Here is a 23,005-nt window from a genome sequence, read left to right on the forward strand (position 1 = left end):
TAAACTTTATTTTATTCAGCGACGAGCGGCAGACGCTGCTCAATAACACCACCACCGAGACACATTTCACCGAGATAGAACACGGCAGACTGGCCTGGCGTGACGGCGGCAACAGGTTCATCAAAACGCACTTCAATCCTGTCTGCATCCAGCGGCGTGATGATACAAGGAAGGTCGACCTGGCGATAACGGGTTTTCACGGTGCATTTCAGCGGTTCGGTCAGCGTTTCGCGGTCAACCCAATGTAGCTGCTGCGCAATCAAACCAACGGACATCAGACGTGGGTGGTCATGGCCTTGTGCAACAACCAAAATGTTGTTTTCAACATCTTTATCGACCACGTACCACGGATCTTCGCTACCTTCTTTGGTACCGCCGATGCCCAGGCCTTTACGTTGACCCAGCGTGTGGTACATCAAACCCTGGTGCTCGCCAATGTGTTCACCGTCAACCGTGAGAATTTTACCCGGCTGAGCAGGCAGATAGCGGCCAAGGAATTCGCGGAATTTGCGCTCGCCGATAAAACAGATACCGGTTGAGTCTTTTTTCTTCGCGGTGATCAAATCTAATTCTTCGGCAATGCGGCGCACTTCCGGTTTTTCGAGTTCACCAACCGGGAACAGACTTTGTGCAATTTGCTCATGGCCCAGCGTGTAGAGGAAGTAGCTTTGATCTTTGTTGCTGTCTAAGCCGCGTAACAAGCGGCTTTTACCGTCCACGTCATCGCGACGTACGTAGTGACCAGTGGCGATATAATCGGCACCTAAATCTTCGGCGGCAAATTCGAGGAAGGCTTTAAATTTGATTTCTTTGTTGCACAGAATATCCGGATTTGGCGTGCGCCCGGCTTTGTACTCTTCCAGGAAATGTTCAAAAACGTTATCCCAGTATTCTGCGGCAAAGTTTACGGTGTGCAGTTCAATGCCGAGCTTATCGCAAACGGCTTGTGCATCCGCTAAATCAGCGGCCGCTGTGCAGTACTCCTCGCCATCGTCCTCTTCCCAGTTCTTCATGAACAGGCCTTCCACCTTGTAACCTTGTTGTTGCAACAGGTAAGCGGAAACGGAGGAATCGACACCGCCGGACATCCCGACGATCACTTTTTTCTGGCTGTTATCAGACATGGAGTTACTCACGACATTGAACTTAAAGGCGGCGTATTCTATCACGCATCCCCCCAGCTATCACCCCTAACTAAACGGCCAATTGAATGCACCCAGCATGCTGAGCGGATAACGTTCAGCACGTTGGTAACAGCGAATGCTTTCTGCAACGAGCGGCGAACGCAAATTCCTTGCGTTAACAATTTGTTGCGCATCCAGCCATAAACACTGATCAATATCGCTATCATGAGGCGCTGTTGGAAGTTGTTCGTCCAAATCAATAGCAAAAAGGAAACGCAGGAAAGGGGTGTTATCTGGAGCTATCCATTGGTGCATACGGATAAAGGTTTGCGGTTGCGCGTAAATCCCTGTTTCTTCGTACAATTCGCGGCTTGCGGCCTCAACCAGCGTTTCATCGGCTTCCAGATGCCCGGCAGGCTGATTCCACAAGGCTTTGCCATTGATCGTCTCTTCAACGACTAAAAATTTTCCTTGTGCCTGAACCACGCAGGCGACAGTAACGTGCGGTTTAAACATGGGTTTTCCTTCTTGCTTGAAAATCACTCGCGAGATCATTAAAAAATGATCTGGATCACATTTTTTTTCGTGACCTATACTCTGTTGGATTTCAAAAATCACCACGAGGGTACCATCATGCAGCTTACCACGCGTATTATGCCGCAACAGAAACGTATCGCTTTAGTGGCTCACGATCCTTGTAAACCCAACCTGCTGAACTGGGCCGTTGATAACCAGACGACACTCAGCAACCATATTATTTACGCAACCGGCACCACTGGAAACCTCTTGCAGGCTCACACCCGTTTATCCGTTTTGGCATTGATGAGTGGTTCGATAGGGGGCGATCAACAGTTAGGATATTTGATTGCATCAGGTCAGATAGATGTGCTGATTTTCTTTTGGGATCCACTCAGTGCGGTGCCACATCACTCTGATGTAAAAGCCCTGATGCGGCTGGCAACAGCATGGAACATCCCTATTGCCAGCAACGCCTGTAGCGCCAATTTCTTGATTAACTCGTCGCTATTTGAGCAAGCGCTGGAAATCACCGTTCCCGATGGCGATGCTTTCCTCAGCAGTCGCGTTTCTCACGTCACACAAAATGGCGTCAATACTCAGCATCTTTTATAACGTGTCTATCGGGATTTCGCGCCATTCGCCAGGAGCCAAATCGGCCAGTTCCAGTGCCCCCATTGCATAGCGAATCAGGCGTAGAGTTGGGTAACCAACATGCGCCGTCATACGCCGCACTTGACGGTTGCGCCCTTCATACAATGTGATTTTCAGCCAACTGGTAGGAATCGCTTTACGTTCACGAATCGGTGGATTGCGTACCCACAGCCACTCAGGTTCGTCAACCAACTCAACGCCTGCGGGTAGGGTAGAGCCATCATTAAGCGTAATGCCATTTCGCAGTGCTTCCAGTGCTTCTTCCGTAGGCGCGCCTTCAACCTGCACGAAGTAAACCTTACCGGTACGTTTGCCGGGTTGGGTTAATCTGGCTTGTAACGCACCGTCGTTGGTTAACACCAGCAAGCCTTCGCTGTCTCTATCAAGACGACCTGCTGCGTAAATACCTAATAACGGTATGTAATCTTTTAGCGTACTGCGCCCTGCTTCGTCGGTGAATTGTGGTAGCACATCATAGGGTTTATTGAAGATAACCAGCCGCTTCGGTCCGTCAGTGCGCTTTTTATTGGCAGGGCGTCGTGTGCTGAATCGTTCAACTTGGTGATTTCTAAAAGAAGTTTTATTCATAGTGTTTTCAGACGTTAGGTATTAACGCATTATAACGGAAATCACCAGTGATTGGCGCGGGCCTGATATTCAAGTAGTATTGACACGCACATTACAAATCATTAACAAAAAGAAGCGCTCGAAGGAGAGGTTGATGGAAAGCAAAGTAGTTGTTCCGGCGGAAGGTAAAAAGATCACCCTGCAAGATGGCAAACTGAATGTTCCTCACAACCCAATCATTCCTTTCATTGAAGGTGATGGTATCGGTGTGGACGTGACGCCAGCCATGATCAAAGTGGTTGATGCCGCCGTGCAGAAAGCCTATAAGGGCGAGCGGAAAATTTCCTGGATGGAAATCTATACCGGCGAAAAATCTACCCAACTTTATGGCCAGGATGTCTGGCTGCCAGAAGAAACTCTGGACCTGATTCGTGACTATCGCGTGGCAATTAAAGGGCCACTGACAACGCCAGTTGGCGGCGGTATTCGTTCCCTGAACGTTGCTCTGCGTCAGCAACTTGATCTGTACGTTTGCCTGCGTCCGGTACGTTACTACCAGGGCACACCAAGCCCGGTGAAACACCCAGAGCTGACCAACATGGTTATCTTCCGTGAAAACTCAGAAGATATTTATGCGGGCATCGAGTGGAAGGCTGACAGCGCTGAAGCTGAAAAAGTCATCAAATTCCTGCGTGATGAAATGGGCGTAACGAAAATTCGTTTCCCAGAGCATTGCGGTATCGGCATCAAGCCGTGCTCTGAAGAAGGCACAAAACGCCTGGTTCGTGCAGCTATCGAATACGCAATCACCAACGACCGTGATTCCGTAACTTTGGTTCACAAAGGTAACATCATGAAATTCACCGAAGGTGCTTTCAAAGACTGGGGCTACCAACTGGCGCGTGAAGAGTTCGGTGGTGAACTGATTGATGGCGGTCCATGGGTGAAACTGAAAAACCCTAACACTGGCAAAGAAATCATTGTTAAAGACGTAATCGCCGATGCATTCCTGCAACAGATCCTGCTGCGTCCGGCTGAATACGACGTTATCGCGTGTATGAACCTGAACGGTGACTATATTTCCGATGCATTGGCAGCTCAGGTTGGCGGTATCGGTATCGCACCAGGTGCTAACATCGGTGACGAATGTGCACTGTTCGAAGCAACCCACGGTACGGCACCAAAATATGCAGGCCAGGATAAAGTGAACCCAGGTTCCATCATCCTGTCCGCTGAGATGATGCTGCGTCACATGGAGTGGTTCGAAGCGGCTGACCTTATCGTTAAAGGTATGGAAGGCGCTATCAATGCTAAAACCGTAACTTACGATTTTGAGCGTCTGATGCCTGAAGCTAAGCTGCTGAAATGTTCAGAGTTTGGCGACGCAATGATCAAGCATATGTAATTCGGTAGTTTGTTAAATCTATTAACGGGAGCTTAACGCTCCCGTTATTTTTTGTTAGCTTGCTAATGGTTATCAAAATAAGTTATCAAAATCCCTTCCAAAAAATTCCTAAACTGTTTTATTTCATACCTAATTCGGCACTCTTTGTGCACTAGGTTCATTCATATTTGACAGTCAGTTCAGTGCCAGAAGCGGACGTTGCTGACCCTTAGGTGCTATTGTCAATTAGGGTAGCTCACATACCGCAAAACATCGATTGGCTACACTTTCGCAGAAATGCAGCCGTTCGGAGGTTTTTTCCTCTGCAGAACTATCAGAACCTTGCATTATTGATTTCGTTTCACCTCGTATCGCAGGCACACTACGCCCGACGGGAAAACGTTACTATTCGCCAGCATGAGTGAGGTTCTGTCTTTTATGTTTTTGAACAAGGGAATGCCTTGCCCCAGCAGAATCGGATTGACGAATAGCCAATACTCATCGATAAGGTTTTCCGCCATTAGCGCGTGAGTAGCTGAGGGACTGCCAAACATTAGGATTTCGCTGCCCGCGTTATGCTTGAGCTTGCTGATTTCGTCGCTTAAATTGCTGCTGATAATTTGCGTATTAGGGTGATTTTTTTCCAACAGGGTTTTCGACAACACCACTTTGTGGGCAGATTTATACCAACGCGAATGCGCATGGTCATGCGGGCTGGCGTCAGGCTTATCGGCAGCAGTTGGCCAGTACGACTCCATCATCTGGTAGGTGATGCGCCCATATAAGGCGGTGTCGGTCTGCTGAATCCGCTGCTCCACGTATTCAAACAAGTCGGGGCTTATGCTTATCCAGGCCAGACTCGCCGGGCCCTCAGCGGTAGAAGCGACAAAACCATCCAGCGACACATGGACAAACGAAACTATTTTTCTCATGATTTTCTCTTTGATTAAGTTTTGATTACATAGCCTGCGAGGCGTGCCAGGGTTTGGTTCCCGCCTTCAATCGCCCCAATTTTCTCCAACGCCATCTTGCGTGCTTCCGCATCCGGAAAAAACAGATGTATCGTCACTTTGGTTTGTCCATCCACCACTGAGCACGCTCAAGTTGTATCGGATCAAGATGAACAAAAGAACGAAGCAGTGAGAAAAACGGGTTGCTCTCCATGGTAAGCCCCTAAACCCGGAACATCTGGAATTAAGTATAAATCTTGTTACCAATACGGTTCTGGAACAGCGCCCATTGGATGCTTGACCCTGATTTGTGTGATATGTACCAACTGCTGCTTCTCGCTCTAAGCGGACTGAATGTGCCGTACCGGCAGCTAAGTGCCAGGAGCGGACTTTTAGTGGTTCTAAAAGCACTCATGCCGTGGCCAAATTCAGTAAATCACTACAGCATGACTGCTATCTTTGCTGCCCATATATATAAAAGGAGGTCTTCAAGACTTCTGGCGCATTAAGCATTGCGTTCCTCTGAAAGGTGCAGTATGTCATCACTCATCTCTTGTAACTCATTGATCAGTCTTGCCACATGGAAACCATCGCACACGGAATGATGTACCTGAACGGCGAGAGGCAATAATACTTTTCCATCTTGTGTGTAGTATTTTCCAAGCGTGAACATGGGGGCAAAAAAGTTCTGCATGTTAGCAATGTTGATATTAAAACTGGTAAAACTTACCCAAGGAATAGCCGATACGAAAAATACATTTTCCCGAGACTCCTCCTTAGGCCAATAAGAAAGGTTATTACAATAACGTGCAACGTCTTCTGAATAAACGTCCTGGAAGTGATGAATATTACCATCGTAGTGACTCCATAATGATGAAAAGGTCTCCGTTTCATTATGGAAAATTGTATAGCTTGGATGAATGTTATTCCATATGACGAGCTCATTGTTCTTTATGGCCATGCGAAACTCCGCATGACTATTTACGATTTTAGAAAGGAGAAAAATTATAGTAGGATAAAATTTCCAGCCAACTTCCTTTATATTTTTTAGCAGTGCGGTAATATCTAATTGGACAGTTTGGTTAAATGTACATTGAGCAAATGACTGAAATACCTCAAAATGCTCCTTCCTTGCCCAACGAAGTAAGTCAACAGGTGTATATTCTAGGGTTGTTTTTTTCATTTTTTAACCTTTGATTATAAATTATATATCAGATGTTAGTCTAAGTTTTTTGAATTAAGAAAACATATAGGATCCAAACCATTTTGGCAGCGAACGCATTTTCGAGAATAGCGCATCTTTATACAGGAGGGAAGGGGGTTTAAAATATTTAATATATCAGATAATAAAAGTAGAATGTTCAATCTACTGTTATTTTCCAATCAATAAAATGTCGTAGAATATCTGCTTCTCGCTCAAATTTGCCCTAAGATCGTTCACTGATGGCTCCGTGCCAGGAGCGGACATTGCTTGCGTGAAATCCCTGCCGGCTCACAAACAAATAAACCTTTATAATGCTGTGTGTTTATTTACGCTGAGTAAATAGGTGGTTTGTTTTTTGCACAGATGCAACGCTGTTTTGTGTATATCAAATAACGGCATCGACCTTGCTTAATCAATATAAAAAGAAAGGATATTTTAACTGGTTGATTTTAATGGATTAAAATATTGGTGGAATGATTGCATCAACAATAGCCCTGGAGCATATATAAATAGCACTGTAACTAAATTATAATTCTTTAACATCCGGTTGATATACGAGGTCAGAATGCGGTTAATTGTCATGCTGTTAAGCTTTGCGCTCTCCACACAGGTATGGGCGGGTGAACTTTCCAGACCTGCCGGTAAAATCCTTTTAACGCTGTCTGGTAATATCGAAAATACGAATGAAGGTGGAAACGCCGTTTTTGATCTCACCAGCCTTGAGAAACTAGGTATGGTCAGCTTCCAGACCACTTCTCCCTGGTATGATGGCCGCACTACCTTTGCGGGTATTCCACTGCAAAAACTCATGGATTATGTCGGGGCGAAAGGTTCTGTTGTTAAGGTCACTGCGCTCAATGACTATACCACCGAAATCCCCCTCAGTGATTTTAAGAAATACAACGTTATCCTTGCTTTAAAAATTAACGGAGAATATATGCGTATCCGTGATAAAGGCCCGTTGTTTGTTGTTTACCCCTACGACAGCATACCTGAGCTGAATAATCAGATTTATTATTCAAGGTCAGCCTGGCAGGTCAGCAGAATGAATATTGAGTAAGGGGTCAGAAGACCAACATGAATAGAATTCTGACTGGCATCATTTTTTTCCTTTTTATATCTACCGGGTATATGTCTTTCCTTGTGAATGAAAGACAACAAGAGCTACAGAAACTGACTCACTACGCCGCTTCGTGGTCTGCTGCACAGGTGGTATCAGAATATTACCGGTTCGAATCGTTGCTTGGTCTTTACACTATCGATGAGACGATGACGCTGGATGATGTGCGCATGCGTCTCGATATTATGCTCAGCCAGAGTGATTTAATGAAAGAAGGTGATCTGAGTAATTACATAGAAAGTAATAAAGCCCATCATGCACTGGCTCTACAGTTTGAAAAAACACTTGAGTATCTGGATATTCATCTTGAGAAAATGAACCGCTCAGAACTCCAGGCATACCTGAAAAGAATGCACACGCTTGATGCACAACTGGGTCGTCTGTCGTCCGGCACTTTAGACAAGGATATCAACTCGATTAATGACGCCAACCTCAAAATTAAAACTCTGTACTATATTTACTCAGTGACGTCTGTATTGCTGATAATAATGAGTGCGATACTTGGTGTGCTGATATTTTATCAAAACAGAAATATTCTGAAGGCACATCTTCAGGTAAAGAGTCTTGCTGAAGCACTGCAGGAATCTAAAGAAAAACTGCAAGTCCAGAATGCAAAGTTGGAGTATGACGTCTACCATGACTCTCTGACAGAGATGAATAACCGCCATTTTTTCTGGGGGAATTTAAATGAAACCATCGAGATCGCAGTAAAAAGCAATAATTCTGTGACTTTGATGTTGTTTGATTTAGATCGATTCAAGGAGGTCAATGATACGTATGGTCATGATGTCGGTGATATGTTATTACGCCAGATATCACACCGTCTAATTTCGATGGGCCTGACTTCCGATACGCTTTATCGTTTAGGCGGGGATGAGTTTGCGTTTCTCTCGAGTGGCCTGACGGAGAGTAGTGCCGTTTCACGAGCCCAAAATATATGCGATGCTATCAACCAGCCCTACACTATTTATAACACGATCATCAATATAACCAGCAGTGTCGGCATTGTCATCTCAGACACTGAACGCCGCTCTGATTATCTCTATAAATTTGCCGATCTGGCCCTTTATGAAGCCAAAAATGAAGGCGCTGGTAAGATAAAAGTCTTCCGGCAATGGATGTTAGATAAGCTGCAAGAAAGTCGAACCCTTGAGCATGATATGGCACTGGCGTTAGTGAATAAAGAATTCGTGGTTTACTATCAGCCTATTGTCGATTCTTTCAGCCGGGAGATTTACAGCTATGAAGCCCTTATTCGTTGGATACATCCTCTGAAGGGCCTCCTGTCGCCGGACAGCTTTATTCCTGTGGCTGAAAAAACAGGAATGATTAACGAGATGGGGAAATCGGTGCTTGAAATTGCCTGCCAGGAAGCCGCTTCCTGGGTGATTCCGGCTAAAATTTCAGTCAATGTCTCTCCTGTCCAGCTAAGCAGCAAAGCCTTTGCCGGAATAGTGCTGTCCATTCTGAACGAGACGGGACTTCCCGCTGAGCGTCTTGAACTGGAAGTGACTGAATCCTCTCTCTTTACTGAGAGCAATACGCCGATGAATACGCTTAACAGGCTGCGGGCTCTGGGGGTGAAAATCTCCATCGATGATTTTGGTACCGGTTATTCTTCTCTTTCGCGCCTCAGCAGGCTTACCTTCGATAAAATCAAAATAGACAAGTCCTTTGTGCATTCGATATCGACACAGGAAGACGCCCTTAATATCATCAGGCTCATCACCGGCATGGCGAAATCCCTCAATATGAAGGCCGTTGCGGAAGGTGTTGAAACGGAGGAGCAACTGGAAAGCCTTCAGGTGCTGGGCTGCGATTTCACACAAGGCTATCTGTTTGGTAAACCTCAGCCTTATATAGATGGGAAAATCAGAAACGGTTAAATGGAAAATGTTCTTCCTGCCAGGCAATCAGGAGCAGGATTTACTCGCCACAACCCACACCGTGTGCCCCTGCAGCAACGGGCTGCATGGCAATGCCGTCGTCGAACTGGTTCTGCTCTGAGGATTCCGACATGACCACCTTTCATCAACTTGCTGCAACCAGCCTGCGTGGCCAGCTCATCTCGATGGCCGACTACGCTGGCAAGCTAGTTTTGGTGGTTAATACCGCCAGCCATTGTAGCTTCACGCCTCAATACGCAGGCCTTGAAACGCTCTACAAGAAGTACGCCGCCCAGGGGCTGGTGGTGCTTGGTTTCCCCTGCAACCAGTTCGGTAAGCAGGAACCCGGCAGCGCCGATGAAATCGCGCGAACCTGTCACATCAACTACGGTGTGAGCTTCCCGATGTTCGAAAAAGTGGAGGTCAACGGCGCTGCAACGCACCCGGTGTTTCATTATCTGAAAGACGAATTGCCCGGCGTGCTGGGTGGGCGGATCAAGTGGAACTTCACTAAGTTCCTGATCGGACGCGACGGCAAACCGCTCAAGCGTTTTGCACCGATCTCCACCCCGGAGAAAATGGAAGCCGTAATCCTTGCTGCACTTGAAATCGAAGTGTCCCTGTAATTCGAACCATTCACTTTTAGAGATCTTCCGACAAACTGACTATATCTATGCGAGGTTAACTTCCGCATCTCGCTCATAGCAGACTTGTTGTGTCTTAAGCTTGGCTGCTACGTGTCAAAAGCGAACATTTCACACCTTTGTTTAGATGGTCAGAATCAGTAGTTTGAAAAAGCGGGTGGTTACACTGAATACATTCTGTTACCTATCTTTTCAGAACTACATTCTTGGTGGTATCCTGACATTCATCACAACACCAGGAAGAAAATAAAAATGACCAAAGAAGAAAAAGTGATGTTTTTAATGCGGTTAGCGGTTGAGACACATAACGCCTATAGGTCTGCTCAAATAACCACAAGTCAAGCATTCACAGTAGCAACCAATCCAACGAAGATGATTGACGAATTCTATTCTCGCTATGAAGAATTTTTTGACGAGAAGCTAAAGGAATAGAACTTCATCTTCTGGCAGTGATTTACTAATTAAATCCATACCCAGAATATTATTCGTAGTGGGCTGAACGTTACGAGCGGGCAGCTCACTTCATAATACTGTCAAAATCTTAAAAATTTATAATAAAAATAATAGGTTGTTTTTTTATTTCTACCTTGGATATATCTACTCATCTTGAAAACCACCCCATCTTCATACGCTTGAGGTGGCTACTTCGTGGGTGCCCTGCCTGTTCGCTTTCGATGTACAAAAGATAAAATGAAATTGCGAATTACACAGGTATTAAAATTCACGTAGCGCAATATTCAGGGCGAAAAAAACCGCCATTACGGTGGTTGATTTTAAGATGGGGGATCACACGTGTTGTTTGAAAGATTGGGATTGGCTAATCATCACCTTCCCATAAACATAAAATCTATGCTCATTAGACTTGTCTGGTTCCCATTCTCTGTATTTTGGATTATCAGAAATCACCAGTAGCTGGTCTGGTACTATATGCAATCGTTTCAGATAAATTTTGTTATCGTATCCAAATACATAAATACCATCACCATCGAATTGAGTAACAGATATATCAACACATATGAGGTCACCTGGTTCGATGGTTTCTGCTACGCTATTCCCCAGCCCATTTCCAGCCCATTTCCAGCGCTTTGATAGTAAGCCTACTATCAGGGGAGAACGACATTACCCAGCCCACCGGTTTCCTTGCAAACAGATCGAGAACAACAGCAAGGTATGCCCAGCGTCTTCCCATCCAGATATAAGTCACATCTCCACACCACACCGGGTTTGGCGTTGTCACTGCGAACTGGCGCTGGAGGTGATTCGGGATGGCTACATGCTACTGACGACCGCGTTTATATCGGTGAGAGGGCTGCTGACAGCTTACCAACCCCTGTTCTTTCATGAGTCTGCCGGCAAACCAGCGACCCATCCGGAAGCTTCCCAATATTGCCATTGTGGAGATACTTTTTGTCCCGGCAGAACCATGGCTGATGTTGTGCAGTTACTGAAAACCTGGCTATGTAATACTGTCCTCCTACCGTCTGGTTTGTCAGGACGGCTTTTCCAATATTTATAGCTACTGCTATGAACCCCGAACACGTGGCAGAGTGTGGCCACTGGATAACGCCCGATTTCCTACCCCAAAGATAAGCAAGGGCGCCTTAGCTTCCTTGCTTAATCTCACTGTTCTGCAGGGTTGCGGTTAGCGCTTAACGTCGCGAGCGTCCTGACGGCAATCTGCATTACCGACAAGCCCGTCACGACATTCTTGTCTGACGTCACGGGCATCCTGGCGTTCCTCACCTTGGTTGGTTGCCGCATGTGCAGGAACAAGGGTCATCAAGGTGGTGGCGGCCAGCAACGTCAATGCAAACTTCTTCATAGTAAATCCTCAGAAAACATAAATGAGCCATCATGGCGGCGTGATTATACTTGGCTGTATTTCTTAATCACTTAAGCTATGGTAACCATCCGTTTCCAGTACGTATAAGGCTTTGGTTCGTGATCATCTTCTTGATAAAGCATGGACGATTATCCTTCCTTTCTGCCCGACCAGCCTCTGGTAGACTCCTTTTAGGCGGTATTGGTGTGCAACCCCAGGATGACAACCTGCAAACATACGAACCAGGAAGCATCAACCTGTCATTGAGTGGGTTTTGTCTTATCTGGGCACTAATCCGAACATTGCTCAATTTATCAATGTGGTATCAAACATTGGTGGTTAATCGAAGGGTTGGCCGAATTGAGTTAATGCCCATATGGCCAGAAGGTAGGTGCTTATCAGCCCTTGAAGTCCAGATATTGGCCGTTCCCAGCCCATGATCTTACCCAGAAATGTTGATAGCCTTCGTTAAGTTGTGCTGTTTCACGCTGCCAATACATATTAAGTTTTATTAAATAATGATATGTGAAAATTTACTATGGGCATTATGCAAACTGCCAGTTAGTATTCTCTCTACCAGCTGAGGCATATAATAATATCAGTATGGTTTTTGTCTGTACCTGTGTCCTGTGTACAGATATTCCGCCCCCTAATGGAAGGCGGTTTTTTTTTGCCTTTTAGTTCTGTTGGTTAGAGTGCGTAGCACTTAATCGCCCGGTCGCGGGTTCAAGTTCAGCAAGGGCCACCAATTTGCAATTATCTCAGCCGTCCAGGCTGATGATGCAAGTTCGATTCCCGCCGATCGCTCCAGAAAAATGCTTTTCAATCTGCAAGACGGGATTACCCACAGCGACTAAAAGCGCAGTCGCACATATACCGGTGGATTCACAGAATAGCACTTTCGAATCTGTCGTCCGGAAACCTCCAGCGTTCTTCCGGATGTATATTGTTTTTTGGCAGAGAAAATTCTTGAATATTTCCCTGGGCTGATGATTTCATTATTTAATCAGTAAAGTTTGATTAAATAACATGTGAATCTATTTTTCCATTTGAAGGCGGAAGATAATGAACAAAGTGAAGGTAATCACCTTCGGGTGTTTTGCGATTGCGGTCATAGTTGGTTTTATATTTTGTATCAGTATATACCCTATGCCTTTGTGGGTAACCAAAGCTTAGAAAAAGTTCGGGTCTCATGTTTTTTATTCATACGGGCCTTCGCGATGTGTGAACGCAAAGAATAAAAATTCTGAGTGGGAAGTTACATGTGATGCAAAAATAGCAAACGAAGTTTCAAATACATCTTATCCAGTGATGAAAACGAACCACTAGGCTATTATCTCACGGCGATAAGTAGAGATGCGAAAGAGAGTTATAATTTTTATTTAATTTCATATTTTGATATTGGAACAAACTTAAAATAACTTGCATTCAAAAAATGTTCCCCCGTTTCTTTATTCTATCGAATGTATACTTGAACCTGCAGTTAGGGGGGTACGGCATTGTAATTATTCAAATCACAATAATTCTCAAAGAGTCACCAGGAACGTCCCGGGCCATTACCAGTAACCTGTAAAACTTCTCCCGTCGGATAATAGCCGGTGACTTTTTGCGTTTAAGCAGTTCGAGAAATAGATACGGAAACTTCGTATCCCAAGAGATACAAGGCTTGCTCAAGTGTTTCGACTTTTGACGCATGATTAACATCAAGAAGGCGGTCAATCTGCGGCCCTTTCTGATTGAGCTTGCGTGCCAGGTCAGCTTTGCGAGTACCGGTGTTAATCATGGCATTATGCAAGGCCGCTTTCAGGCATGTCAGCACAGGTAGGTGAATAACAATATCATCTGCCATGGCAACTGACGGTTCAGGTACTGGAACCCTTGAATCAACCAGGTCGCCAATCATAACTGTCAATGCATCTCTTGCTTCAAGCTCGATATCGTCCTCAGTAAAAGCGACTGAGTGCAGATTATTGAAGTCGCGAAAGCTAATTTCGTACTGTTCGGTATCTTTATCGAAAGATACTGTTGCTGGATATTTAAACATTACCTACCTCTTTCCAGTTTCGGTCTCAATGACCAGATTCAGTGTCGAAAAGGTTGGGGCCTTAAAGCCTCATATCCTTGATTATCGGTTTTTTGTTCCTTCGGGTATCTCCTTTGAGCTTTGGAAAGGGAATATTGACCTCCTTCAGTAGATTGTTGCTTTCCAGTGACTATCACCGCCTTTTGCATTTTCAAACATGACTCCTTGGGACTTTAACCAGCAAAGGAACTCATTGTGCTTCACTGAACCGCCATGTTCGTTGATTATGTGATCATAGTAACAAATAAGATTCATAATGAATCATAAATGTTGTATTTTATTGCCGTCATTTGCGCTTATCCAATCAGCTAGCCATTAATCTCTAATCGCATTGGATATGGCGATTCCCCAACTACACAGCTAGCACCTGCTTTCATAGCGAGGTGAGAGATACGTGTATGCCTAACAAAGACCCTGGCTCATTTGTGCTGCTCGTATGGGCTCTCATATCCTAAGTGGATTTGCGGGAGTTGGCCGCCAATTCCTCTGCTACACTTTGGTTTTATTACTATTTGTTATGGCTGAGGAGTAACAAAAATGGCGATATCATCTAATGACTCCGTGAGTAAAATAACGGGGCGGGACCACTTACGTTTCCATCATCTTCATCAGCATTTATCACCTACCTTCGGCGAAAGTTGGTTCGCATTAAAAGCTGAAGCGTTTGCGCGTTTTTTTGGCACACCATTTTTTCTCGGCGCTCAAACACTGATAGTCCTGGTGTGGGTCGTCGTCAATATTACGGGAGTGAGTCATTTTGACCTCTATCCGTTTATCTTATTGAACCTGGCCTTTAGTCTCCAGGCTGCCTATGCGGCACCACTCATACTACTGGCACAGACACGCCAAGCGGAAAGGGATAAAGCGCATGCAGAAGCTGATGCTATGCACCGAGAGGATTTAGCTCAAGCTAATGAGAAACGCTTAAAATTTGCAGCCGAACAAACTGAACAAATGATCAAACTAATAGAAATGAATACAGAGCTGACTAACGTGACGAAGCAGTTGACCGAGCGCATCGAAACGATAACGGAACAGTTGCATCAACATTTAGTTAAGTAAGAAAGTTAGAGGTGTGGCGGGGTAACGTGCGAGTCAAATTTTAAGCAATATTGTGATTATTTCTTCGTGACTGGTTGATTTAATATCAATAAGTTGAATTTTTGAGCGAACGATTCGCAAGGGTTTGCATCGCGAATCACCTTTGTGTAGGATGCATCTCACGCCGACTTAGCTCAGTAGGTAGAGCAACTGACTTGTAATCAGTAGGTCACCAGTTCGATTCCGGTAGTCGGCACCATTATTTAAAAAATCAAGCCACCCATTGGGTGGCTTTTTTTTGCCTGTTACCCACAGACTATAGGGATCTCTGGCTTTCACCACCGAAATCTCTAGCCACAGGTTCAGGACAGGTAATGTCGGTGATTAAGCTGGGTCTTGTTGTTTTTGACCCGGTCATACCCTTCCAATTTTGCGTACCTTGCTCGGTATTTGAAATAACGATGAATATACAGGGCAAGCCGCTATGTCTGTGGTTGGTTTATGCAACGGAGCTGCGGGTGAAGGAAGGCTAAGTGCTGACAGCGCTTCCTTTATTACTTGTCAGATCCAGCCCTGTTGGCTAGCAAGCCAAACCAGAATGGCTACCACAATTAATACAATGGTTGTTTTTCTCATTGCTATTCCTCGGAAACCAGCCAGAAATCTGCTTCGTCAAACATTTCTTCAACCAGGCGGTTGATCTTTTCTTTTTCATTCTTTGTGCAATCGCTGTTTACTGCATTGGTTTGCATCGGTTTTACCCTGACATCGGCATCCGGGAAAATACCCTGTACCCGTCGGGTTAACTCCGCAAGAATCTTTTCATTGGCACCGGGAAGGCCCGCTACATTTCGTTTGTCGTAAACCAGTTCAACGAACATTAGTACGTCCCATTTAAGGCTGTGTTTATATACAGTAATAAATCTCAACATTCAAGGCAAGTAAAGTCGTTGAAAAAGGAAGCCTGAACGGGACAATAAGAGGCGGTCTTTTATTCAGATTTACTGGCTACGAGCGGTGATTCTACTTTGCGGGCTTTTATCTGTTCCATGATTAACTGGTAGGCAACGTAATACATAAAAATATTGCTCACGTATTGTACGGTTTCGTTGCCGATACGCATTTGTGCAATGCGTTCAACATTGTTAAACCAGATGTTGGGATCCAGGCCTTTGGCCATCGCTTCTTTACGCAACCGTGCAATTTTCGCCGGTCCTGCGTTATAAGACGCGAAGGTGAAGAGCATTTTGTTCATTTCATTCATTGGTTCGTCAGCATAATAGCGGTCGCGCATGAAGCGGATGTATTTCACCCCGGCATTAATATTAGGGTCGACTAATCTGATGTCGCCGACTTTTAACTCTTTGCCCGTGGTGGGGAGCACTTGCATCACGCCAATCGCACCGCTGTTGCTGCGTACCGTCTGATCAAGCCGTGATTCCTGATATCCTTGTGCCGCCATTAGCAGCCAATCGACATTATATTGCGCGCCATATTTGCGGAATATTTCAGTAACTTGATTAAACTTCTTCAACTCTTCTTCTGAGCGTGAGTCTTTCACCCACTTTGTGTTACGCAAATATTTATAAACTTGTTGATTTCCAAATGACGTGCCGATTTTATGGGACACAGTGAATTTATCGAGTTGCGCACGCAGAAGAGGGGAGTTTTTGCGCATAGCCAAAGCGATAGAACCATCGTCACGCAGAGTGATGTTTTCATAAACTACTAAGTTTGGGTAAATCTGTTTCCATAACAGCGCGAGGTATTTGTCGACGACAGTGTAATCCGCGAGGTTAGCGTTCACCATTTCCAGAATATCTTCTGGTTCAAAATTGCCAGGCGCTTTTATTACTTGTGCTGGAGGGAGGTTTTTTTCTGCCAGTTTTTTATTCAGTTTATTAATACTGGAAATGTAGCTGGTTGATGGGTTCACAAACAGGGACTTACCCGATAGGGAATCGACCGAGGTCAGTTCAGGTGCCTCTCTGCTGGCAATAACAACTTCGTGGACGTTTTTTGCCAACGGTGCGCTAAAATCAACCAGTTTTTCTCGTTCGGCTGTTATCGTCAAATTAGCCGCGATGATATCGCCACGTCCGGCGATAAGTTGCGGGATAAGTTGGTCTCGGGCAGTCGGAATGAACAGAAGATGTGTTTTTTGCGATGGTTTAAGGCCTTTATTGATTTGTTTATCAAACTGTTGCATCAACTCGACCATAATGCCGCGCTGGGTGCCAGTGTTATCGATAAAATAAAAGGTTTTGCTGTAAGGGATTAACACGCGAACGACACGTCGATTCTTCATCACGTCGTAATCACCCAAGACAGCATTAACTTTGGTTTCGAATTTCAAAGGGGGTTCATCGGTGGCTGCATGCGTCATCGGCAAAAACGTAGAGATAAACATCAGGACTAACAGCAAGCGGGCCATCGTTACACCATCTAAACATTCCAGCCAGTGACTGTTTAACTATAGTTCGCGTGAATGTTTTTTGGTTAAAAAATGCACTATTGGTGCGAGTGAAAAAGAGGGTGGGAGATTTGCCGTCTGGATGAGAAAATTATTATTTGAAAATAATTCTTGCTTCCAAAGTGTAGCTATGAGTAAATGCGTCATCGGTTTGGAAGACAGACCTTATGAAAGCAGTTTTAGTAAAGCAGTCCTCAGTTCAAGCGCTATCAAGTCATCAGATACCCTTCTTCGTGAGTCTCCTCCTAAGTGCCTAAATAAGAAACGTTCTGCAATACAGACCACGTTCGCCATATTAAATGGCAATAAAATATTGAGGAAGTATCTATGTCTAAAATGACTGGTTTAGTAAAATGGTTTAACCCAGAAAAAGGTTTCGGTTTCATCACTCCTGACAATGGTAGCAAAGATGTGTTCGTTCACTTCTCTGCTATTCAGAGCAATGATTTCAAAACTCTGGACGAAGGCCAGAAAGTTGAGTTCTCAGTTGAGAACGGCGCTAAAGGTCCATCAGCAACTAACGTTGTTGCTCTGTAAGACTGCTAACGCATACTAAGACTGACGCATGCGAAGACGGTGAATAACCTGAGCCGTAAGTCAAAGTGAAGAAACCCGCTATATGCGGGTTTTTTGTTATCTAAAATCCACCTAATCCTGCCTTTTCACCTCTAATATTAATCACATGTATTATTTGTGGTTATATCTATTCTTTACATTAAATAACGATGCACCCTCGCTTGGTTTACGCTGGGTAGACTATGCTTGCAGTGAAATATGCTTATTTCAGCGTATATAGCATTAATAACTGGAGTTTTTTTATGGGTTTTTGGCGTATCGTTTTAACGATTATTTTACCACCGCTGGGTGTCTTACTGGGTAAGGGCTTCGGTTGGGCATTTATTCTGAATATTGTACTGACGTTGTTGGGTTATATTCCTGGATTAATTCATGCGTTTTGGGTGCAAACTCGCGATTAATAAAATAAAACTGACTGACTGGTTTAAGGCGCGTTACGTAATCATAAAATTGTGGTGCGCGTAACTGGCATGATGCCTTAACGCGGGTAACTGTGCACAAGGCATTTTCCCCCTCTGTTTACATTCCCGCCTAAGAATGTTCTTATATATGCATTATTTTGATGAGTAACAGAGTCGTTTTATGTTTCAGTTAAAACCGGGAATGCTGGCAATGATTATTGGTTCCCGTACCGCAGCAGGGCGTGTGAATGTGGGAAAATCGGTCGAGCTTTTTGGGTTGTGTGAACCGGGTGAAAGCTTTGTTAACCCTATTACTGGCGTAGTAACACAACTTCCGCATGATGCGAATCATCCGCTGTGGTTGGTTACTGGCAATGTCGTGGCGTTCGATGGCCGCGAAGGTTACACGTTTGTCCGCGCTGAATATCTGATGCCACTCGATAAGACTTTATTGCCAGAGCTTGAAGACGTACAGGCTGTGCATTGATTTACTTGATGGCAACTGGCGCTTAAGTTTCTAACTCCTCGATACGAGCAATCAACGCGGGGAGTTCATCTTCCGCGTATACTTCAATACCATTGTGTCGCAGCAGTGCTGCGGCAACTCCCATTCCGGACTGCGTAATCCCCTGAAAGGCCCCGTTATAAATCTTCTTGCTACCACAAGTTGGGCTGCCATCGGTCATAAGTGCCAGTCGACATCCTGAGTCTTGTGCTGTTTTTAACGCAAGCCATGCAGCTAACAGATAAGTTTGACTCACGTCTTTACCATCACTGTCCAGAATCCTGGCCTCACCCTGTAATGCAGCGATTCCACCGCCGCCGACGAGTTCTGCGGGCAGGCGAGGAGTAGCAAGCCCTGCCGCCAGTTCCGGGCAATGAATAACCAGTCGATGTTCCCGTTGCCAGTGTTCTAAAACCTCTGTAATCAGAGATTTATCCTGTCCGTTATAGCGCACTTTAAAACCCATCAGGCAGGCACTGACCAGTATTTTCGTTTTCATTACATCACTCAAAGGTGAAGGGGTAAGTACGTTACTACAGTCTGTCTCTTTCACGCCACCCTGCTAATTTTGGGCGTTGCAAGGCAGAAATTAACGGCATACTCTATCATTCCTTATGCATCAAAAATTATTAAACATAAGGATAATCAATTAAATGCCTCCATTACCTCTTAAACAAACTCTTCGAATTGCGTTGGTCGGCGACTATAACCCAACCGTGATTGCACATCAGGCCATTCCTCGGGCGCTGGATAATGCCGCTGAAAATATTGATGTCACTGCAGACTACGACTGGTTAGCCACGCCTGAGGTGACAAGTCTGGAAGATTTGGTGGGGTATGACGCTATCTGGTGTGTTCCGGCCAGCCCGTATAAAAATGAAGATGGTGCCTTGCTGGCTATTCGCTTTGCCCGCGAAAATCATATTCCGTTTCTTGGAACCTGTGGTGGTTTTCAGCATATGGTTATTGAATACGCCCGCAATGTGTTGGGCTGGGACGATGCGGGACATGCTGAAACTGACCGTGAAGGCCGGTTGGTTATTGGAGCACTGAGCTGTTCGCTGGTGGAGAAATCCGACATCATAGAACTAAAACCAGGTTCATTAATTGCGACTGCTTATGGGCGGCTGAGAATTGAAGAGGGTTACCACTGTAATTATGGAATTGCCGAAATTTTTGCTGAGCAGTTAAGTCGATCGCGACTACAGGCAACGGGTTGGGATGTTCAGGGTGAAATACGAGCCGTTGAACTGACCGAACATCCATTCTTTGTCGGTACACTGTTCCAGCACGAACGTAATGCATTAAAAGACCATGCAGCTCCTTTGGTTGAAGCTTTTCTGCGCGCTGCACAACAGTAAATAACTACCCGCTTGCCAAAAGGCCAGAGGGTAACTTAAGTCACTTTTTCACAGGTGTGCTAATTTCAGCGTTGCGTCCTGCCCGAGTCCCAAATATCGCCATGACGATAGAAAGCAACGCGCATCCCAGCAGCGGCAAGCTCCAGTTACCTGAAACATCATGAATTTTACCCATCACTGGCGGGCCGAAGGCAGCAAGCAGGTAGCCCACGCATTGCGCCATGCCGGAAAGCGCCGCCGCCTGGTGCGCGGAGCCGGTGCGCAGGCCGATGAATGACAGGCCAAGGATCATTGCGGCACCGGAACCAAATCCTCCAATGCACACCCACAAACTGGCGTAGTCAGGTAACAGCCACAGACCAAGTGCGCTCAGACCCCACAGCATCGCCATTAGAACTGCAATGCCACGCTGATCTTTCAGGCGGCTTAGCATCAAACCAATAAACAAACCAGGGATCGCGGTGGCCAGCTGTAACAGGCCATGTAATGAACCTGCCTGAGCTTCGCTGTAACCATGACTGATGAGAATGGAAGGTAGCCAGCCGATAATAACGTAGTAAATGAAAGAGTTAATCCCCAGATACATCGTTACTTGCCAGGCTAATGGGGAGGACCAAATTCCGCGGTTATGCAGCGCACCGCTGGTGCTCAGATTCGCCGGAGTATGGTTTGCAAGCTGCGGTAACCACAGCAGTAGCGCCACAACAGGGAAGACCATCAACGCCAACAATGCACCTTGCCAGCCGTAGCCATGTAGCGCAATGGGTACAACCATGACCGAGCCGATGGCGGCGGCAACGCCCATTGTCAGTGAATAGGCACCCGTCAGGCGCGCCACCTGGCCGGGAAAATCTCTTTTAATCAGACCTGGCAGCAGAACATTACCCATCGCAATACCGCAACCGATTATCGCGGTGCCAATATACAGCAGGGTGGTGCTGCCGGAAGAACGTAGTGCAATACCCGCACAGATGATGATCATCGCACCAAATAAACTGCGTTCCATACCGAAGCGACGGGCGATACCCGCGGCCATCGGAGAGACCACGGCAAAAGCCAGCAGGGGAAGTGTGGTTAGGATGCCAGTCTGTGCCGTGGTTAAGCCGAAGGTTTCGCGCACCATGTCCAGAAGTGGGGCTGCGCCTGTGAAAGTGACACGCAACGTGGTGGCAAGCATCAGAATACCGAGCAGTAATAGGGCCTGCTTTTTTACGCTCGCTGAGGGGGAAGTCTTCATTTTTTTTATCCATTAAAATCGAGGCCTAAAGATACACGCTTCTGCCAGTGATGAAATCAACGTAAAATGCCAGTTTATCCCTAAATTCGGACAGAATAATGGAACGCGGTTTAGCCTTAGAGGGATTTGATCCAGACAGCAGCACGCAACCAGCGCAGGCATTTCGGATACGCGTGGCAGAAAGCGTCAAAGAAATTCCTTTTCACCAGCATCGCAAAGGCCAGCTGATTGTCGCTCTACACGGTGGGATTACCTGTGAAGTGGAGCAGGCGATGTGGATGGTACCGACGCAGTATGCGGTATGGATCCCCGGCTCTATGCCCCATAGCAACCGTGCGACCACCAATGCGCGTATTTGCTTTTTGTTTATTGAACCCGGTGCCGTTGGGATGCCGGACCAGTGCTGTACGCTAAAGATCTCCCCACTGGTACGAGAGTTAATTTTGCATCTCGCCCAGCATAAACATGGCGATGATGACACCCACGCACGACAGCGCTTAGTGCAAGTACTGTTTGATGAACTTCCACATCAGCCGGTGGAACAACTGCGTTTGCCAATGTCCCGTCATCCGAAGATCCGTCAGATTGCCGAGCAACTGGCGCAAGATCCGCAGGAGCGGCGAACGCTGGCGCAGTGGGCGTCACTGCTTGCTATGAGCGAGCGAAATCTGGCTCGGCTGGTGGTGAAGGAGACGGGGCTTAATTTCCGCCGTTGGCGTCAGCAACTCCAGCTGATCATTGCTTTGCAACTATTGATAGATGGTACAACGGTTCAACAGGTGGCGGATGCGTTGGGATACGAGTCTACCAATGCGTTTATTACCATGTTCAAAAAATCTCTGGGAACGACGCCTGGGCGTTATCTGGCGTCGCTTAATAACTAAGATATTTCCTACATATGCTAAGGATTTTTAAGCATTGACCGATGAGCCATCTGAAATGGGATCGTAATGTAAACGTGCCGGGGCTGGCTGGTGTCACGCAGGCAGCATGGTCGCGGTGTTATTGCTTACCAATAACCAACGACACCAGCCCGGCAGCAATCAATGGTCCTACCGGTACGCCACGGAACAGGGCCACACCTAGCACGGTTCCCACCAATAAACCCGCAACCAGACTTGGCTGGCTGCTCATTAGCGTAACCCCCCGTCCGCCCAACCACGAGACGAACACGCCTACGGCAATGGCGACCAGTGATTTCCAGTTGGTAAACGAATGCAGAAGTGTACTGGCGGGAAGCGTGCCGCTGGCGATAGGGGCCATTACGCCAATTGTCAGAATAATGATACCCACCGTCAGTCCCTGTTTTTCGATCCAGGGGAAGAAGGTGCTGAGCGGTGTTACACGTACAATGATAAGCACCAGAATCGACACCGCTACGGTGGTGTTATGGCTGACAAACCCCAAGCCCGCAAGGGCCAGCAGAATAAGCAATGTTGAGTCGAAGATCATGGTGT

At 46.0% G+C, this 23,005-nt stretch carries 24 protein-coding genes, 1 tRNA gene and 2 pseudogenes; 13 read left to right on the forward strand and 14 right to left on the reverse strand.

Translation table 11 applies throughout. From position 1 onward, the window contains the following. Positions 1-11: 11 nt before the first annotated feature. Together mnmA and FH968_RS03855 are read right to left on the reverse strand one after the other, a co-directional pair. Positions 12-1,136 carry a tRNA 2-thiouridine(34) synthase MnmA gene (gene mnmA, locus FH968_RS03850; protein WP_255431476.1) on the reverse strand — a complete coding sequence of 375 codons (1,125 nt, stop codon included), beginning with the start codon at positions 1,134-1,136 and terminating at the stop codon, positions 12-14. Between the two features lie 54 nt (positions 1,137-1,190). Continuing rightward, a complete protein-coding gene (locus tag FH968_RS03855) occupies positions 1,191-1,640 on the reverse strand; it encodes an NUDIX hydrolase (protein WP_139877589.1) in 450 nt (149 codons plus the stop codon). Positions 1,641-1,757: 117 nt separating this feature from the next. Here FH968_RS03855 and FH968_RS03860 point away from each other — a divergent pair, with 117 nt between their 5' ends. After that, a complete protein-coding gene (locus tag FH968_RS03860; RefSeq protein ID WP_139877591.1) occupies positions 1,758-2,255 on the forward strand; it encodes a methylglyoxal synthase in 498 nt (165 codons plus the stop codon). Here FH968_RS03860 and rluE read toward each other — a convergent pair. Then, positions 2,250-2,882 (reverse strand): 23S rRNA pseudouridine(2457) synthase RluE, encoded by a 633-nt coding sequence (rluE, locus tag FH968_RS03865; protein WP_139877593.1) that lies wholly within the window; start codon positions 2,880-2,882, stop codon positions 2,250-2,252. The genes FH968_RS03860 and rluE overlap by 6 nt on opposite strands. Positions 2,883-3,015: 133 nt before the next feature. Here rluE and icd point away from each other — a divergent pair, with 133 nt between their 5' ends. Beyond that, on the forward strand, positions 3,016-4,266 hold the full coding sequence (gene icd, locus FH968_RS03870) for an NADP-dependent isocitrate dehydrogenase (RefSeq protein WP_139877595.1): 1,251 nt from the start codon (positions 3,016-3,018) through the stop codon (positions 4,264-4,266). A 326-nt stretch (positions 4,267-4,592) separates the two neighbouring features. Here the strand turns inward: icd and FH968_RS03875 are convergent, their stop codons facing one another. Together FH968_RS03875 and catA are read right to left on the reverse strand one after the other, a co-directional pair. Continuing rightward, positions 4,593-5,177, reverse strand: a complete 585-nt coding sequence (locus FH968_RS03875; RefSeq protein WP_139877597.1) for a dihydrofolate reductase family protein — start codon at positions 5,175-5,177, stop codon at positions 4,593-4,595. A 523-nt stretch (positions 5,178-5,700) separates the two neighbouring features. After that, a complete protein-coding gene (gene catA, locus FH968_RS03880; protein ID WP_139877599.1) occupies positions 5,701-6,378 on the reverse strand; it encodes a type A chloramphenicol O-acetyltransferase in 678 nt (225 codons plus the stop codon). Between the two features lie 586 nt (positions 6,379-6,964). Here catA and FH968_RS03885 point away from each other — a divergent pair. The 4 genes from FH968_RS03885 (at position 6,965) to FH968_RS03900 (ending at position 10,481) form a co-directional block, all read left to right on the forward strand. Next, positions 6,965-7,459, forward strand: a complete 495-nt coding sequence (locus FH968_RS03885) for a molybdopterin-dependent oxidoreductase (RefSeq protein ID WP_139877602.1) — start codon at positions 6,965-6,967, stop codon at positions 7,457-7,459. Positions 7,460-7,476: 17 nt separating this feature from the next. Continuing rightward, entirely contained in the window at positions 7,477-9,405 is a 1,929-nt protein-coding gene (locus FH968_RS03890) for a bifunctional diguanylate cyclase/phosphodiesterase (RefSeq protein ID WP_139877604.1), read from the forward strand. Positions 9,406-9,536: 131 nt separating this feature from the next. Next, the gene (locus FH968_RS03895; RefSeq protein WP_139877606.1) at positions 9,537-10,031 is read left to right on the forward strand and encodes a glutathione peroxidase; all 495 of its coding nucleotides are present in this window, start codon (positions 9,537-9,539) and stop codon (positions 10,029-10,031) included. A gap of 270 nt (positions 10,032-10,301) precedes the next feature. Then, on the forward strand, positions 10,302-10,481 hold the full coding sequence (locus tag FH968_RS03900) for a hypothetical protein (protein ID WP_139877616.1): 180 nt from the start codon (positions 10,302-10,304) through the stop codon (positions 10,479-10,481). Between the two features lie 354 nt (positions 10,482-10,835). Here FH968_RS03900 and FH968_RS03905 read toward each other — a convergent pair. The 4 genes and pseudogenes from FH968_RS03905 to FH968_RS03920 all read right to left on the reverse strand — a co-directional run. After that, a pseudogene (locus FH968_RS03905) lies at positions 10,836-11,114 on the reverse strand (helix-turn-helix transcriptional regulator); the annotation flags it as partial. After that, positions 11,101-11,615, reverse strand: a pseudogene (locus tag FH968_RS03910) (DDE-type integrase/transposase/recombinase); the annotation flags it as partial. The pseudogenes FH968_RS03905 and FH968_RS03910, both read right to left, overlap by 14 nt. A gap of 76 nt (positions 11,616-11,691) precedes the next feature. After that, a complete protein-coding gene (locus tag FH968_RS03915; protein WP_139877618.1) occupies positions 11,692-11,871 on the reverse strand; it encodes a hypothetical protein in 180 nt (59 codons plus the stop codon). Between the two features lie 1,612 nt (positions 11,872-13,483). Then, positions 13,484-13,915, reverse strand: coding sequence for a hypothetical protein (locus FH968_RS03920; protein ID WP_139877620.1), 432 nt, complete (start codon positions 13,913-13,915; stop codon positions 13,484-13,486). Positions 13,916-14,491: 576 nt separating this feature from the next. Between FH968_RS03920 and FH968_RS03925 the strand changes: the two genes are divergently transcribed. After that, entirely contained in the window at positions 14,492-15,016 is a 525-nt protein-coding gene (locus FH968_RS03925) for a DUF1003 domain-containing protein (protein ID WP_139877622.1), read from the forward strand. 162 nt (positions 15,017-15,178) lie between these two features. Then, a tRNA-Thr gene (locus FH968_RS03930) sits at positions 15,179-15,254 on the forward strand. Positions 15,255-15,633: 379 nt separating this feature from the next. Here FH968_RS03930 and FH968_RS03935 read toward each other — a convergent pair. Both FH968_RS03935 and FH968_RS03940 read right to left on the reverse strand, forming a co-directional pair. Next, positions 15,634-15,876, reverse strand: coding sequence for a DinI-like family protein (locus tag FH968_RS03935; RefSeq protein WP_139877624.1), 243 nt, complete (start codon positions 15,874-15,876; stop codon positions 15,634-15,636). A gap of 110 nt (positions 15,877-15,986) precedes the next feature. Next, positions 15,987-17,429, reverse strand: coding sequence for a lytic transglycosylase F (locus FH968_RS03940; protein WP_139877625.1), 1,443 nt, complete (start codon positions 17,427-17,429; stop codon positions 15,987-15,989). 366 nt (positions 17,430-17,795) lie between these two features. Between FH968_RS03940 and cspA the strand changes: the two genes are divergently transcribed. The 3 genes from cspA (at position 17,796) to FH968_RS03960 (ending at position 18,932) form a co-directional block, all read left to right on the forward strand. Next, positions 17,796-18,005 carry an RNA chaperone/antiterminator CspA gene (gene cspA / locus FH968_RS03950; RefSeq protein ID WP_034456078.1) on the forward strand — a complete coding sequence of 70 codons (210 nt, stop codon included), beginning with the start codon at positions 17,796-17,798 and terminating at the stop codon, positions 18,003-18,005. Positions 18,006-18,286: 281 nt separating this feature from the next. Continuing rightward, complete coding sequence (locus FH968_RS03955; RefSeq protein ID WP_015585265.1) at positions 18,287-18,445, forward strand: YqaE/Pmp3 family membrane protein; 159 nt, start codon at positions 18,287-18,289, stop codon at positions 18,443-18,445. A gap of 181 nt (positions 18,446-18,626) precedes the next feature. Continuing rightward, positions 18,627-18,932 (forward strand): hypothetical protein, encoded by a 306-nt coding sequence (locus FH968_RS03960; RefSeq protein WP_139877629.1) that lies wholly within the window; start codon positions 18,627-18,629, stop codon positions 18,930-18,932. 22 nt (positions 18,933-18,954) lie between these two features. Here FH968_RS03960 and FH968_RS03965 read toward each other — a convergent pair whose 3' ends face one another. After that, entirely contained in the window at positions 18,955-19,449 is a 495-nt protein-coding gene (locus FH968_RS03965; RefSeq protein WP_139877631.1) for a DUF523 domain-containing protein, read from the reverse strand. A 154-nt stretch (positions 19,450-19,603) separates the two neighbouring features. On the opposite strand from FH968_RS03965, the gene FH968_RS03970 reads away from it, so the two are divergent. After that, positions 19,604-20,311, forward strand: a complete 708-nt coding sequence (locus FH968_RS03970; protein ID WP_139877633.1) for a CTP synthase — start codon at positions 19,604-19,606, stop codon at positions 20,309-20,311. Between the two features lie 40 nt (positions 20,312-20,351). On the opposite strand, the gene FH968_RS03975 is transcribed toward FH968_RS03970, so the two are convergent. Continuing rightward, positions 20,352-21,548 (reverse strand): CynX/NimT family MFS transporter, encoded by a 1,197-nt coding sequence (locus FH968_RS03975; protein ID WP_139877635.1) that lies wholly within the window; start codon positions 21,546-21,548, stop codon positions 20,352-20,354. Positions 21,549-21,646: 98 nt separating this feature from the next. Here FH968_RS03975 and FH968_RS03980 point away from each other — a divergent pair, with 98 nt between their 5' ends. After that, the gene (locus FH968_RS03980; protein WP_139877637.1) at positions 21,647-22,432 is read left to right on the forward strand and encodes a helix-turn-helix domain-containing protein; all 786 of its coding nucleotides are present in this window, start codon (positions 21,647-21,649) and stop codon (positions 22,430-22,432) included. A gap of 118 nt (positions 22,433-22,550) precedes the next feature. On the opposite strand, the gene FH968_RS03985 is transcribed toward FH968_RS03980, so the two are convergent. Next, a complete protein-coding gene (locus FH968_RS03985; protein WP_139878033.1) occupies positions 22,551-22,997 on the reverse strand; it encodes a DUF441 domain-containing protein in 447 nt (148 codons plus the stop codon). Between the last annotated feature and the right edge of the window lie 8 nt (positions 22,998-23,005).

Origin of the sequence: Buttiauxella sp. B2 (assembly GCF_006376615.1) — a bacterium.
In the GTDB taxonomy this organism is placed as follows: domain Bacteria; phylum Pseudomonadota; class Gammaproteobacteria; order Enterobacterales; family Enterobacteriaceae; genus Buttiauxella.